The 12,717-nt window shown below is 69.3% G+C and carries 9 protein-coding genes; 3 read left to right on the top strand and 6 right to left on the bottom strand.

What is annotated here, in order from left to right; genetic code table 11:
* Positions 1–109: 109 nt before the first annotated feature.
* Positions 110–919 (bottom strand): crotonase/enoyl-CoA hydratase family protein, encoded by an 810-nt coding sequence (locus tag ABZS64_RS13225; protein WP_355827489.1) that lies wholly within the window; start codon positions 917–919, stop codon positions 110–112.
* A gap of 167 nt (positions 920–1,086) precedes the next feature.
* Between ABZS64_RS13225 and ABZS64_RS13220 the strand changes: the two genes are divergently transcribed.
* A complete protein-coding gene (locus ABZS64_RS13220) occupies positions 1,087–2,709 on the top strand; it encodes an acyl-CoA synthetase (RefSeq protein WP_355827520.1) in 1,623 nt (540 codons plus the stop codon).
* 39 nt (positions 2,710–2,748) lie between these two features.
* Here the strand turns inward: ABZS64_RS13220 and ABZS64_RS13215 are convergent, their stop codons facing one another.
* Positions 2,749–3,285, bottom strand: a complete 537-nt coding sequence (locus tag ABZS64_RS13215) for a VOC family protein (protein WP_355827486.1) — start codon at positions 3,283–3,285, stop codon at positions 2,749–2,751.
* Between the two features lie 246 nt (positions 3,286–3,531).
* Here ABZS64_RS13215 and paaK point away from each other — a divergent pair, with 246 nt between their 5' ends.
* Positions 3,532–4,824: a phenylacetate--CoA ligase PaaK gene (gene paaK, locus ABZS64_RS13210; protein ID WP_355827483.1), complete on the top strand. Its 1,293-nt coding sequence runs from the start codon at positions 3,532–3,534 to the stop codon at positions 4,822–4,824.
* Here paaK and ABZS64_RS13205 read toward each other — a convergent pair.
* On the bottom strand, positions 4,811–6,313 hold the full coding sequence (locus ABZS64_RS13205; protein ID WP_355827481.1) for an acyl-CoA synthetase: 1,503 nt from the start codon (positions 6,311–6,313) through the stop codon (positions 4,811–4,813). The two genes, paaK and ABZS64_RS13205, sit on opposite strands and share 14 nt — an antisense overlap.
* An 85-nt stretch (positions 6,314–6,398) precedes the next feature.
* On the opposite strand from ABZS64_RS13205, the gene ABZS64_RS13200 reads away from it, so the two are divergent.
* Positions 6,399–8,819, top strand: coding sequence for a penicillin acylase family protein (locus ABZS64_RS13200; RefSeq protein WP_355827478.1), 2,421 nt, complete (start codon positions 6,399–6,401; stop codon positions 8,817–8,819).
* Positions 8,820–8,838: 19 nt separating this feature from the next.
* On the opposite strand, the gene ABZS64_RS13195 is transcribed toward ABZS64_RS13200, so the two are convergent.
* From ABZS64_RS13195 to ABZS64_RS13185, 3 genes are all read right to left on the bottom strand, one after another.
* Complete coding sequence (locus ABZS64_RS13195) at positions 8,839–9,945, bottom strand: ionic transporter y4hA (protein WP_355827475.1); 1,107 nt, start codon at positions 9,943–9,945, stop codon at positions 8,839–8,841.
* A gap of 105 nt (positions 9,946–10,050) precedes the next feature.
* The gene (locus tag ABZS64_RS13190; protein ID WP_355827472.1) at positions 10,051–11,601 is read right to left on the bottom strand and encodes an acyl-CoA synthetase; all 1,551 of its coding nucleotides are present in this window, start codon (positions 11,599–11,601) and stop codon (positions 10,051–10,053) included.
* Entirely contained in the window at positions 11,598–12,707 is a 1,110-nt protein-coding gene (locus ABZS64_RS13185) for a nitronate monooxygenase family protein (protein ID WP_355827469.1), read from the bottom strand. The genes ABZS64_RS13190 and ABZS64_RS13185 overlap by 4 nt, the downstream gene beginning before the upstream one ends.
* Positions 12,708–12,717 lie beyond the last annotated feature (10 nt).

Genomic DNA, 12,717 nt, shown 5'->3' with positions numbered 1-12,717 from the left:
AGACGGAGGGACTGGCGGCCGAACTCAAACGGGGCTGGCCGATTTTCGACACGGCCGATGCGAAGGAGGGGGCGCCCCCGGTTACGGGAAAGGGCGGGTAGGGGAAACGTCACCGCCGGCGATACACCGCCGCCCGTTTCTCCGCGAACGCGCGCGCCCCCTCCTTCGCATCGGCCGTGTCGAAAATCGGCCAGCCCCGTTTGAGTTCGGCCGCCAGTCCCTCCGTCTCGCTCATCTCCGCCGTTTCGTACACCGACGCCTTCACCGCCTCCACCGCCAGCGGCCCGCACGCGTTGATCTGCTCGGCGATGGCGAGCGCCTTCTCCAGCGCGGTCGCATCGGGCACGACATGACCGACGAGCCCGATGTCCCTCGCTTCGGCCGCGCTGTAGGGGCGGCCGGTCAGCAGCATCTCCAGGGCATGCGTACGCGGGATCTGGCGCTGGAGCCGTACGGTCGAGCCGCCGATCGGGAACAGTCCCCGCTTGACCTCGAAGAGGCCGAAGGTCGCGCTCTCGCCCGCGACACGGATGTCGGTGCCCTGGAGGATCTCGGTTCCTCCGGCCACGCAGTACCCTTCCACCGCGGCGATCACGGGTTTGCGGGGGCGGTGGTGGCGCAGCATCGCCTTCCAGTGGAGATCGGGGTCGGCCTTGAGCCGGTCCCGGTACTGCTCTCCTTCCATGCCCTTGCCCGCAAGGGCCTTCAGATCCATTCCGGCGCAGAAGGAGCCTCCGGCTCCGGTGAGCACGACGGAGCGGATCGCGTCGTCCTCGTCCGCCTCCAGCCAGCCGTCGTACAGGCCGACCAGCATCGGCAGCGAGAGAGCGTTCTTCGCCTCGGGCCTGTTCAAGGTGAGCACCAGCGTGGCGCCTTCGCGCTCCACGGTGAGGTGTTCGGTACCACCAAGTCGTTCCATGTGCGGACCTCCCGTCGCAAGACCTAGAACAGGTTGCAGTAGGCCGGGGTCCAGTTCAATAGTTTTCTGACAGTCAGTCAGATTTCTTCTGCGGCACCTCTTCCCAGTTGTGCCCACCGGCGCTCTAATGACCGCCGGGCCGAAGTTCGCCGGGGTCAGGAGGAATGGTGGAGTACAACCTTGCCGACCTGTTCGAGTCGGTCGTCGACGTGGTCCCCGACCGCGAGGCGCTTGTGTACATCGACCATCCCGGCACGGGCGCCGAGCGCCGGCTCACCTACGCGGAACTGGACGCGGCGGCCAACCGTGTCGCGCACCACCTCATCGACGCGGGCATCGCACCCGGTGAGCATCTCGGCCTGCACCTGTACAACGGCATCGAATACCTCCAGACCGTGCTCGGCTGCCTCAAGGCCCGTGTCGTACCGGTCAATGTCAACTACCGGTACGTGGAGGAGGAGCTGGTCTACCTCTACCGCGACGCGGATCTCGCGGCGCTCGTCTTCGACGCGGAGTTCACCGAGCGGGTCTCGGCCGCGCTGCCGCAGACGGAGAAACTCCGGCATCTGGTCCGGGTGGGCACACCCCCGGACGGTGCGCCGCAGCTGGACGCCGTGCCCTTCGCCGATGCCGAGGCGGCCGCGTCGTCCGAACGCGGCTTCCCGGAGCGCTCCGCCGACGACCTGTTCATCATCTACACCGGCGGCACCACCGGAATGCCCAAGGGCGTCATGTGGCGGCAGGAGGATCTGTTCTTCTCCGGCCTGGGCGGAGGCGCACCGACCGGGGAGCCGGTCTCCTCGCCCCAGGAGCTCGCCGAGCGGGTGGCCGCGGGCGGGGACGGCATCACCTTCTTCCCCACTCCCCCGCTGATGCACGGCACATCGACGCTGACCACGTTCATCGGGTTCAACTTCGGCCAGCGGATCGTCATCCACCGCAAGTTCGTGCCGGTGGAGGTGCTCCGTACGATCGAGAAGGAGAAGGTCACCAGCGTGTCGCTGGTCGGCGACGCGATGCTGCGGCCGCTCATCGACGCGCTCGGCGGACCGATGAAGGGGACGGACTGCTCGTCGATGTTCAGCGTCTCCAGCTCCGGCGCGATCATGTCGGACACGGTGCGCGCCCAGTTCACGGCGCTGGTGCCGCATGTGATGCTGCTGAACAACTTCGGCTCGTCCGAGTCCGGCTTCAACGGCACCGCCACCGACGACTCGGGCCCCGAGAAGGGATTCAGGCTGCGGGTCAACGCCCGTACGGCGGTGGTCGACCCGGCGACGTACGAGCCGGTGAAGCCGGGCGAGCCGGGCCGCATCGCCCAGCGCGGGCATGTCCCCCTCGGCTACTACAACGACCCGAAGAAGACCGCCGAGACCTTCTTCCAGCGCGGCGACGAGCGGTGGGTGCTGCTCGGCGACATGGCCACGGTCGACGAGGAGGGCATCGTCACCGTCCTCGGCCGGGGCTCGCAGTGCATCAACACCGGTGGCGAGAAGGTGTATCCGGAGGAGGTCGAGCAGGCGCTCAAGTCCCATCCGGATGTGTACGACGCACTGGTGGCGGGGGTGCCGGACAGCAGGTGGGGCAACCATGTGGCGGCGGTGGTGCAGCTGCGCACCGGCGCGCTCACACCGACGCTGGACGACATCCAGTCGCACTGCCGCACCCGGCTGGCCGGCTACAAGATCCCGCGACAGCTGGTGATCGCGCCGGAGATCCAGCGCTCACCGAGCGGCAAGGCCGACTACCGCTGGGCGCGGACGATCGCGACGGAGGCGGTCGGCGGCTGAGCGTGCCGGCCGATCCTCAGCGGCCCGCGCAGGCCCGCCTCATTCCTCGGCGGCCGCCGATTCGAGGATGCGCTCGCCGTTGAAGATGCCGAGCCGCTCCCGGTAGAGCTCGAGCGGAACGCCGTTGGGATCGCGGATGTAGAGGCTGTCCTCGACCCCGCGGTCGGGCCCGAGATACTCGATCTCCGCCTCGTCCAGCGCCTTGCGCGCCGCCTCGAACTCCGCCGCGCCCACCGACAGGGCGAGATGCTGTACGCCGCCGATCGTCTCGGAGATGGGCGGGTGCTCATGGCCGGGGAAGTCGAAGAAGCCGAGCAGATTGCCTTGGCCGATGTCGAAGAAGAAGTGGGTGGAGCCGCGGTAGTCGCGGTTCTCCACGATCTCGACCAGCGGGAAGCCCAGGAACTCCTGGTAGAAGCGGATGGTCTCCTCGACGTCGCGACAGATGAAGGCCACATGGTGGATGCCGCGGGCAGTGGTCGGGGGCCGGTCGTCTATGGGACGAAGATAGAGCTGCCGCAGCTCCTCCTGGCGGGCAAGGACAGCGTCGAGCTGGGCACCCTCGGGCTGGGGCATCGCGGACTCCTTCTCGGAGGTTGTTTGCGGGATTCAACTATTATCCCGCATCTTCCTCCCTCCCGCTCGACTCAGCGCGGCAGAGAGGCGACAACCGGCCGTGCGCACCCACGGCCTACGCCGGCGGGCGAGAGCAGCGCCCGACCTGTGTCACCCCCTTGCCAGGAGCCGGGACAGGTGGATTACTGATCCCGGAGCAGCACGACCGAATGATCGGTCGTCCGGTTTGGGACAGGAGTAATCCGTATGACGGACGCGGACCTGCTGGATTCGGCGGAGCGGCTGAGTCGCGAGGAGCTGGAGGCGCTGCAGCTGGAGCGGCTGCGGACCACCTTGCGCCATGCGTACGAGAACGTCGGCTTCTACCGGCAGTCCTTCGACAAGGCGGGCCTGCGCCCCGAGGACTGCCGCACGCTCGCCGATCTCGGGCGCTTCCCCTTCACCGCCAAGGCCGACCTGCGGGACAACTACCCCTTCGGGATGTTCGCGGTGGACCAGTCCCAGGTGCGCCGCATCCATGCCTCCAGCGGAACGACGGGCCGCCCGACCGTCGTCGGCTACACCGAGCGGGACCTGGACATCTGGGCGGACGTGGTGGCCCGCTCGATCCGCGCGGCGGGCGGCCGTCCGGGCCACAAGGTCCATGTGGCGTACGGATACGGGCTGTTCACGGGCGGACTCGGCGCGCACTACGGCGCCGAGCGGCTCGGCTGCACGGTGATCCCGGCCTCCGGCGGCATGACCGCCCGCCAGGTTCAGCTCATCACGGACTTCCGCCCCGAGATCATCATGGTGACGCCGTCGTACATGCTCACGCTCCTGGACGAGTTCGAGCGGCAGGGCGTCGATCCGCGCACCACGTCTCTGAAGGTCGGCATCTTCGGCGCCGAGCCGTGGACCGAGGAGATGCGGCGCGAAATCGAGGAGCGGTTCGCGATCGACGCCGTCGACATATACGGGCTGTCTGAGGTGATCGGCCCCGGCGTCGCCCAGGAATGCGTGGAGACCAAGGACGGTCTGCACATCTGGGAGGACCACTTCTATCCGGAGGTCGTCGATCCGCTCACCGGTGAGGTACTGCCGGACGGCGAGCACGGCGAGCTGGTCTTCACCTCGCTCACCAAGGAGGCCATGCCCGTGATCCGCTACCGGACCCGGGACCTGACGCGGCTGCTGCCGGGCACCGCCCGGGTCTTCCGGCGCATGGAGAAGGTGACCGGGCGCAGCGACGACATGGTGATCCTGCGCGGGGTCAATCTCTTCCCGACCCAGATCGAGGAGATCGTGCTGCGTACGCCGCATGTCGCACCGCACTTCCAGCTGCGGCTCACCCGCGAGGGCCGACTCGATGCGCTCACCGTGCGGGCCGAGGCACGCGCGGAGGCGACGCCCGAGCAGCGCGAGGTCGCGGCCCGGGCGATCGCGGTGGCCGTCAAGGACGGTGTCGGAGTGTCCGTCGGGGTCGAGGTGGTGGACCCCGAGACGCTGGAGCGGTCGGTCGGCAAGATCAAGCGGATCGTGGACCTCAGGCAGAAGTGAAGCGGTCCCTCAGCTCGCGCTTGAGGATCTTCCCGCTGGCGTTGCGCGGCAGCTCGTCCACGAACAGGACCTTCTTGGGGGCCTTGAAGTGGGCGAGCTTCTCGCGTGCATGGTCGATGAGTTCGTCCTCGGTAACCTCTCCGCGGGCCACAACGACAGCTGTGACCGCCTCGATCCAGCGGTCGTCGGGCAGGCCGATGACGGCGGTCTCCGCGACCGCGGGGTGGGTGTAGAGGGCGTCCTCAACCTGGCGTGAAGCCACCAGTACTCCCCCGGAGTTGATGACGTCCTTCACCCGGTCGACAACGGTGAAGTATCCCTGGGCATCCCGGACGGCCAGATCGCCGGAGCGGAACCAGCCGTCGCGGAAGGCCTCTTCGGTTTCCTCGGGCTTGTCCCAGTACCCCTCGCAAAGCTGTGGCGAGCGGTAGACGATCTCTCCGGCCGTGCCGTCGGCGACCTCCTTGCCGTCCTCGTCGACGACCTTCGCGTCGACGAAGAGGACGGGACGGCCGCAGGAGTCCATCCGGCCCTCGTGTTCGTCCGGGCGCAGGACGGTGGCGAGCGGGCCGATCTCGCTCTGGCCGAAGCAGTTGTAGAAGCCCAGTTCCGGCAGGCGCTCGCGAAGCTTTTCCAGCACGGGCACCGGCATGATCGAAGCGCCGTAGTACGCCTTGCGCAGCGCGCCGAGGTCGCGCGCCCCGAAGTCAGGGTGGTTGGAGAGGCCGATCCAGACGGTGGGTGGCGCGAAGAGGCTGTCGGCGCGGCCCGCCTCGACGAGGTCGAAGATCTGCTCCGCGTCCGGGCCGTCCAGGATGGTGTTCTCCGCGCCGACCGCGAGATACGGCAGCAGAAACACATGCATCTGGGCGGAGTGGTAGAGCGGCAGCGAGTGGAGCGGCCGGTCGCTCCCGCTCAGGTCGAGGGCGGTGATGGCGCTGACGTACTCGTGGACGAGTGCCCGGTGGGTCATCATCGCGCCCTTGGGCTGGGCCGTGGTGCCGGAGGTGTAGAGCAGCTGGACCAGATCCTCGGTCCCCGGCTCCCGCTCGGGGGTGAAGCTGCGGGGCGTACGCAGCTCGGCCAGCAGCGAGTCGTCCGCGTCGCGCAGCGGCCTGACGGAGAGTCCACCCGGCAGCCGGGGCGCGAGGTCCGGGTCGGCGAGCACGAGAGCGCTGCCCGACTGCTCGATGATGTACGTGAGATCGTCGCCGGTGAGGTTCTGATTGACCGGGACATGGACGAGTCCCGCCCGTGCGCAGCCGAGGAAGCCGATGAGATACGCGTCGGAGTTGTGGCCGTAGGACGCGACCCGGTCCCCCGTGCGCAGGCCGTGGCCGGTGAGGACGGCCGCCGCCGTGGTGACGGCGGCGTCGAGTTCCGCGTAGCTCCAGGTCCGGTCCGCGTAGCGCACGGCGGTGCGGTCGGGGGTGCGCCCCGCGGTGCTCCGTACGACGGAGTCGACTGTGTTGCTGCGTACAGCTGTCATGGCGCGATCCTCGGCGGCGCCGACTTGAGGGTCAAGACCTCGGATACCGAACGGGATGTTGACAGCGCACGCCCCGGCTGACTGCATGGACCAACCAGCTTTCACCGCAGTCCAGTTGGGAGGCACGTTGCTCTTCCGCACCCGCCTGAGACGGCTCGGGTTCACCGCAATAGCCCTGGTGACCGCAGCCGCCGTACTGCCGCCGGCCGCGGCCGCCGATTCCCGTGACCGTCATGACCACCACCCTTCCGGCGCCGGTCTGTCGGCCGTCATCCGCTATACCGAGTACGGCATTCCGCACATCGTCGCCAAGGACTACGCGAGTCTCGGCTTCGGCACCGGCTGGGCTCAGGCCGCCGACCAGGTGTGCGTGCTCGCCGACGGCTTCCTCACCGTGCGCGGCGAACGCTCGCGGTACTTCGGCTTTGATGCGGCCCCCGACGGCTCGCTCTCCTCGGCCACCAAGAACCTGTCCAGCGATCTCTACTTCCGCGGTGTACGGGACGCGGGCACCGTGGAGAAACTGCTCGCCACGCCCGCGCCGCAAGGCCCCGGACGCCAGGTCAAGGAGCTGATGCGGGGCTGGGCCGCGGGCTACAACGCCTGGCTGAAGCAGAACCGCATCACCGATCCGGCCTGCAAGGACGCCGACTGGGTGAACCCGGTGACCACGCTGGACGTGGCCAGGCGCGGCTTCGCCGTATCGGTGCTCGGAGGCCAGGGACGCGGTATCGACGGCATCACCGCCGCACAGCCGCCCGGCCAGGCCCCGGTCGGCGCGCCCGACGCGGCCGCGACGGCCAAGGCTGCCCGGCAGCTGTTCTCCGCAGAGAGCGCCGACATGGGCTCCAACGCCGTCGCGTTCAGCGGCAGTACGACCGCGAACGGGCGCGGCCTGCTGCTCGGCAATCCGCACTACCCCTGGCAGGGCGGCCGCCGCTTCTGGCAGTCGCAGCAGACCATCCCCGGCGAACTGAACGTCTCGGGCGCCTCGCTGCTCGGCACCGCCGTCGTCAACATCGGCTTCAACGACAAAGTGGCATGGAGCCACACCGTCGCGACCGGTGTGACGCTCAATCTGCACCAGCTGACTCTGGATCCGGCCGACCCGACCACATATCTGGTGGACGGAAAACCGGAGCGGATGACGAAGCGGACCGTCAGCGTCCCGGTCAAGGACGGCGTTCCGCTGACGCGTACACAGTGGTGGACGCGGTACGGCCCGGTGGTCACCTCGCTCGGCCCGGCCCTTCCGCTGCCCTGGTCGGCGACGACGGCGTATGCGCTGAACGACCCCAACGCGACCAATCTGCGCGGCTCCGACACCGCACTCGCCTTCGGCAAGTCCCGCTCCACCGAGGACATGCTGCGAGCGCTGCGGCGTACGCAGGGCCTCCCGTGGGTGAACACCATCGCCGCCGACTCCAGGGGCCATACGCTCTTCTCCCAGTCACAGGTGCTGCCGCGGATCACCGACGAGCTGGCGCAGCGCTGCTCGACGCCGCTGGGCAAGGTGACCTATCCGGCGTCGGGCGTGGCCGTCCTGGACGGCTCGCGCGGCGACTGCGCGCTCGGCTCGGACGAGGACGCCGTGCAGCCGGGCATCTTCGGCCCGTCGAAGATGCCGACGCTGAAGGACGCTCCGTACGCGGAGAACTCCAACGACAGCGCCTGGCTGGCCAATCCCGACCGGCCGCTGAGCGGCTACGAGCGGGTCTTCGGCAGCTTCGGCACACCGCGTTCGATGCGTACCCGGGGCGCCGTCGAGGATGTGGCTGCGATGGCGGCCAGGGGCGGACTGAGGGTCGCCGACCTGCAGAAGCAGCAGTTCGCGAACCGCGTGCCCGCCGGGGATCTGGCGGCGGCGGACGCGGCGAAGGGGTGCGCGGCCGTGCTGCCGGGCGACGCCGAGGCGTGCTCGGTGATCGAGCACTGGGACCGCACGATGAACACCGACAGCCGGGGCGCGCTGCTCTTCGACCGGTTCTGGCGGGGGCTCACATCGCGGGTGCCGGCGGCGCAGCTGTGGAAGGTGCCGTTCTCGGCGGCGGATCCGGTCCGTACGCCGAACACGCTCGACACCGGATCGCTCGGCTTCGCGCAGGCCCTGACCGCGGCAGTCGCCGAGCTGCGCTCGGCCGGGATCGCCCTGGACACACCGCTGGGTGACCACCAGTTCGTCGTACGGAACAGCAAGCGCATCTCGGTCCCCGGCGGCACGGAGGGGCTCGGCGTCTGGAACAAGATCGAGCCGGTGTGGAGTCCGGCGGCCGGCTACACCGAGGTCGCGGCGGGCTCCAGCCATATCCAGGCGGTCGGCTGGGACGGCGGACGCTGCCCGGTGGCCCGCACCCTGCTCACGTACTCCCAGTCGTCGAACCCCAGGTCCCCGCACTTCAGCGACCAGACCGAGCTGTTCTCGGGCGAGCGGTGGGTGACGTCCCGGTTCTGCGAGCGGGACATCCTGCGCTCTCCCGCGCTCAAGGTGGTGTGGGTCAGGAGCTGACGGCTCAGGAGCTGACGGCTCAGGGGCTGAACGAGAGGAAGACGAAGGCGGCGAATAGAGCCATGTGCACGCCGCCCTGAAGGAGAGTGGCTCGTCCGGGCACCACGGTCAGCACGCTCACCACGGCGGTGAGCGTGAGCAGCACCATATGGGTTGCGTCCTCACCCAGGACCAGGGGCCCGGACAGCCAGATTGAGGCGAGCGCGATGGCCGGGATGGTCAGGCCGATGCTGGCGATGGCGGAGCCGTAGGCGAGGTTGAGGCTCGTCTGCAGGCGATCGCGGCGGGCGGCGCGCAGGGCGGCGAGCGTCTCTGGCGCGAGCACCATGAGGGCGATGACGACGCCGACGACGGCCTTCGGCAGCCCGGCCGACTTCACACCGTCCTCGATGGTCGGCGAGACGAGTTTGGCGTTGCCGACGACGGCGACGAGCGCCACGAGCAGCAGGCCGATGCTCCACCAGGTCTGGCTCTCGCTGGGCGGCGGAGCGTGCTGGTCGGGCCCCTCAGACCGGCCCTCGGTCGGCATGGGCAGGAAGTAGTCGCGGTGGCGCACCGTCTGCACGGTGACGAAGAGTGCGTACACGCACAGCGAAGCGATGGCGGCGAAGGCCAGTTGGGCGCCGGTGAACTCGGAGCCCGGCTGGCTCGTCGTGAAGGTGGGCAGGACGAGCGTCATGGTGGCAAGGGTGCAGACGGTCGCGAGAGCCGCGCCCGCGCCCTCGGCGTTGAAGACGGCCACGCGGTTGCGCAGGGCTCCGAGCAGGACGGACAGTCCGACGATGCCGTTGCAGGTGATCATGACGGCGGCGAAGACGGTGTCCCTGGCGTAGGTGGACGTCTTCTCGCCGCCACCGGCCATCAGCGTGACGATGAGACCCACTTCGATGACGGTGACGGCGACGGCGAGGACGAGTGAGCCGAAGGGCTCGCCGACCCGGTGGGCGACGACTTCGGCGTGGTGCACGGCGGCGAGCACGGCCCCGAGCAGGCAGAACCCGATGACGGCGACACCGGGACCTGGCAGCTCCCGGCCCCAGGCGAACGCCAGGGCGACCGCGGCGGCGATCGGCACCCAGGTGGTCCACCGACGTGCCAGCCCTGCCGTCGCCGTGCCGGTGCTCATGCCGGTCACGCTGCCAGAGGGCCGGGCGGCCCGCGCGAGGTGCTGCGCCGTCCGGGCGGGCGGCGTCAGCTCGACCGCGGCCGGAGCGGGACCCCCCAAGGGGGCTCACATGGCCCGTTCGTGTCCCTCCCAGTACGGCGCGCGCAGCCTGCGCTTGTAGAGCTTGCCGTTCGGGTCGCGCGGCATGACCTCGGTGAAGTCCACCGTCTTGGGGCGCTTGTAGCCCGCCAGTTGGCGTTCGCAGTGGGCGAGAATCTCCGCGGCGAGCGCGGGGCCCGCCTCATGGCCTTCGGCCGGTTCGACGACCGCCTTGACCTCCTCGCCCCAGTCGGCGTGCGGGATCCCGAACGCGGCCGCGTCCGCCACGGCGGGATGAGTCAGCAGCGCGGATTCGATCTCGGCGGGGTAGATATTGACGCCGCCCGAGATGATCATGTCGATCTTGCGGTCGCGGAGGAAGAGATAGCCGTCCTCGTCGAGGATGCCGAGGTCGCCGACGGTGAAGAACTCGCCGATGCGGTTCTTCTTCGTCTTGGCCTCGTCCTTGTGGTAGCTGAAGCCGCCGGTGCTCATCTTCATGTACACGGTGCCCAGTTCACCGGGCGGGAGCATGTTGCCGTCGTCGTCGAAGACGGCCAGCTCGCTGATGGGCCAGGCCTTGCCGACGGTGCCCGGCTTCTTCAGCCAGTCCTCGGCGGTGGCGAAGGCGCCGCCGCCCTCGCTCGCCGCGTAGTACTCCTCGACGCAGGTGCCCCACCAGTCGATCATCGCCCGCTTCACATGGTCGGGGCAGGGGGCGGCGCCATGGATGGCATGCCGCATCGAGCTGACGTCGTAGCGCTCCTTCACCGTGCCGGGCAGCGCGAGCAGCCGGTGGAACTGCGTCGGCACCATGTGCGTATGAGTGCACTCGTACGCATCGATGAGGCGCAGCATCTCCTCGGGCGTCCACTTGTCCATCAGGACCAGCGGATGCCCGATGTGCAGGGCGGCGCCCGCGAATTGGAGTACGGCGGTGTGGTAGAGCGGCGAGCAGACGAGATGGACGTTGTCGTCGAAGGGCCTGATGCCGAAGATGCCGAGGAAGCCGCCGAGATACGTCTCCTCGGGGAGCTTCCCTGACAGCGGGCGGCGGATGCCGCGCGGTCGGCCGGTGGTGCCCGACGTGTAGTTCATGACCCAGCCGAGCGCCCGGTCGCCCGGCACGGACTCCGGCTGCCCGTCGAGGAGTTCGGCGTACGGACGGAAGCCCCCGACCGAGCCCACGGCGTAGCGACGGCTTGCGGGGAGCTTCGCCTCATCAGCGGCGGCCGTCGCGGCGTCCGCGAAGCGCTCGTGCGCGATGAGCACCTTGGCGCCGGAGTCGGCGACGATCCAGGCGATCTCGGGGCCTACGAGATGGTGGTTGACGGGGACGAGATAGAGCCCCGCCTGGGAGGCCGCGAGATACGCGGTGAAGAACTCGACGCCGTTGGGCAGGACGACGGCGAACGAGTCGCCCTTCTCGAGACCGGCCGCGCGCAGGCCATGGACGAGCTGGTTCACGGCCGCGTGCAGCCGCCCCGCGCTCCATGCCTCGCCGTCCGGTGCGATCAGGATCGTACGGCCGGGGTCGGCGGCCGCCTGGGCCCAGAAGCCGTTGGGCTGTTCACTCACGACTGGCTCCTTCCGGCGATGCGGTTGATTCGGTCCACGGCCCGCTCGAAGCCGCGTGTCAGCTCGTCGAAGACCTGCCGCACGCTGCGTTCGGTGTTCATGCGGCCGACGATCTGGCCCACGGGCGTGCCGAGCAGGGGGCCCACTTCGTACTTCTGGATCCGCGAGACGGCGTCGGCGACGAGCAGTCCCTGGAGCGGCATGGGAAGGGTGCCGGGGCCGTTCTGGTCGTCCCAGGCGTCGGTCCATTCGGTCCGCAGCTGGCGGGCCGGTTTGCCGGTCAGGGCGCGGGAGCGGACGGTGTCGCCGGAACCCGCGGCGAGGAGCTTCTCGGTCAGCGCGCGGGAGTGGAGGTCGGCCTCGGTGGTGGTGAGCCAGAGGGAGCCGAGCCAGGCGCCCTGGGCGCCGAGGGCGAGAGCGGCGGCGATCTGCTCGCCGCTGCCGATGCCGCCCGCGGCGAGTACGGGAAGAGGGTTCACGGCGTCGACGACTTCGGGTGTGAGGACCATGGAGGCGATTTCGCCGGTGTGGCCGCCTGCTTCGTAGCCCTGCGCGACGACGATGTCGATGCCCGCGTCGGCGTGGTGGCGTGCGTGCCTTGAGCTTCCGGCGAGGGCCGCTACGAGGATGCCGTGGTCGTGGGCGCGCTGGACGACATCGGCCGGCGGCGAGCCGAGGGCGTTGGCGAGCAGCTTGATCGGATAGTCGAAGGCGACGTCGAGCTGGTTGCGGGCGACCTGTTCCATCCATCCCGTGATGCGCCAGCCGGATGCCTCTCCCTCGGGGAGTTCGGGGACTCCGTGCTTGGCGAGGGTTTCGCTGACAAACTGCCGGTGGCCCTCGGGGATCATCGCCTCGACGTCGGCCTCGGTCACGCCCTCGACCTTCTTGGCGGGCATGACGACATCGAGGCCGTAGGGCACTCCTGCGGTGTGCTCCTGCATCCAGTCGAGGTCGCGTTTGAGGTCGTCGGGCGCGGTGTAACGGACCGCGCCGAGTACCCCGAATCCACCGGCCCTGCTGATGGCGGCGGCCACCGCGGGGAACGGCGTGAAGCCGAAGATGGCGTGCTCGATTCCCAGTCTCTTGCTCAGCTCCGTCTCCATGGGCCGCAGG

It is taken from the genome of Streptomyces sp. NPDC005408, assembly GCF_040606445.1.
Lineage (GTDB): Bacteria > Actinomycetota > Actinomycetes > Streptomycetales > Streptomycetaceae > Streptomyces.
Note: the sequence above shows the minus strand (reverse complement) of the source record. Positions and strands in the feature narration are given on the sequence as shown.